This is a genomic window from Thermus sp. KWY1, assembly GCF_057547025.1.
Genome location: NZ_BAAJPG010000033.1, coordinates 1 through 419 on the forward strand (window position 1 = coordinate 1; position 419 = coordinate 419).

General features: G+C 59.2%; 1 rRNA gene. It reads left to right on the forward strand.

What is annotated here, in order from left to right:
• Window positions 1-419 (forward strand): 23S ribosomal RNA (locus AC27GT_RS09630); the annotation flags it as partial.

Below are 419 nucleotides of genomic sequence, written 5' to 3' on the forward strand. Positions count from 1 at the left end.
CTCGGATGAGCTGGGGTTAGGAGTGAAAAGCTAACCGAACCCGGAGATAGCTGGTTCTCCCCGAAATGACTTTAGGGTCAGCCTCAGGTGCTGACTGGGGCCTGTAGAGCACTGATAGGGCTAGGGGGCCCACCAGCCTACCAAACCCTGTCAAACTCCGAAGGGTCCCAGGTGGAGCCTGGGAGTGAGGGCGCGAGCGATAACGTCCGTGTCCAAGCGCGGGAACAACCGAGACCGCCAGCTAAGGTCCCGAAGTCTGGGCTAAGTGGGAAAGGATGTGGCGTTGCTGAGACAGCCAGGAGGTTGGCTTAGAAGCAGCCATCCTTTAAAGAGTGCGTAATAGCTCACTGGTCGAGTGACGCTGCGCCGAAAATGATCGGGGCTTAAGCCCAGCGCCGAAGCTGCGGGTCTGAGGGGTG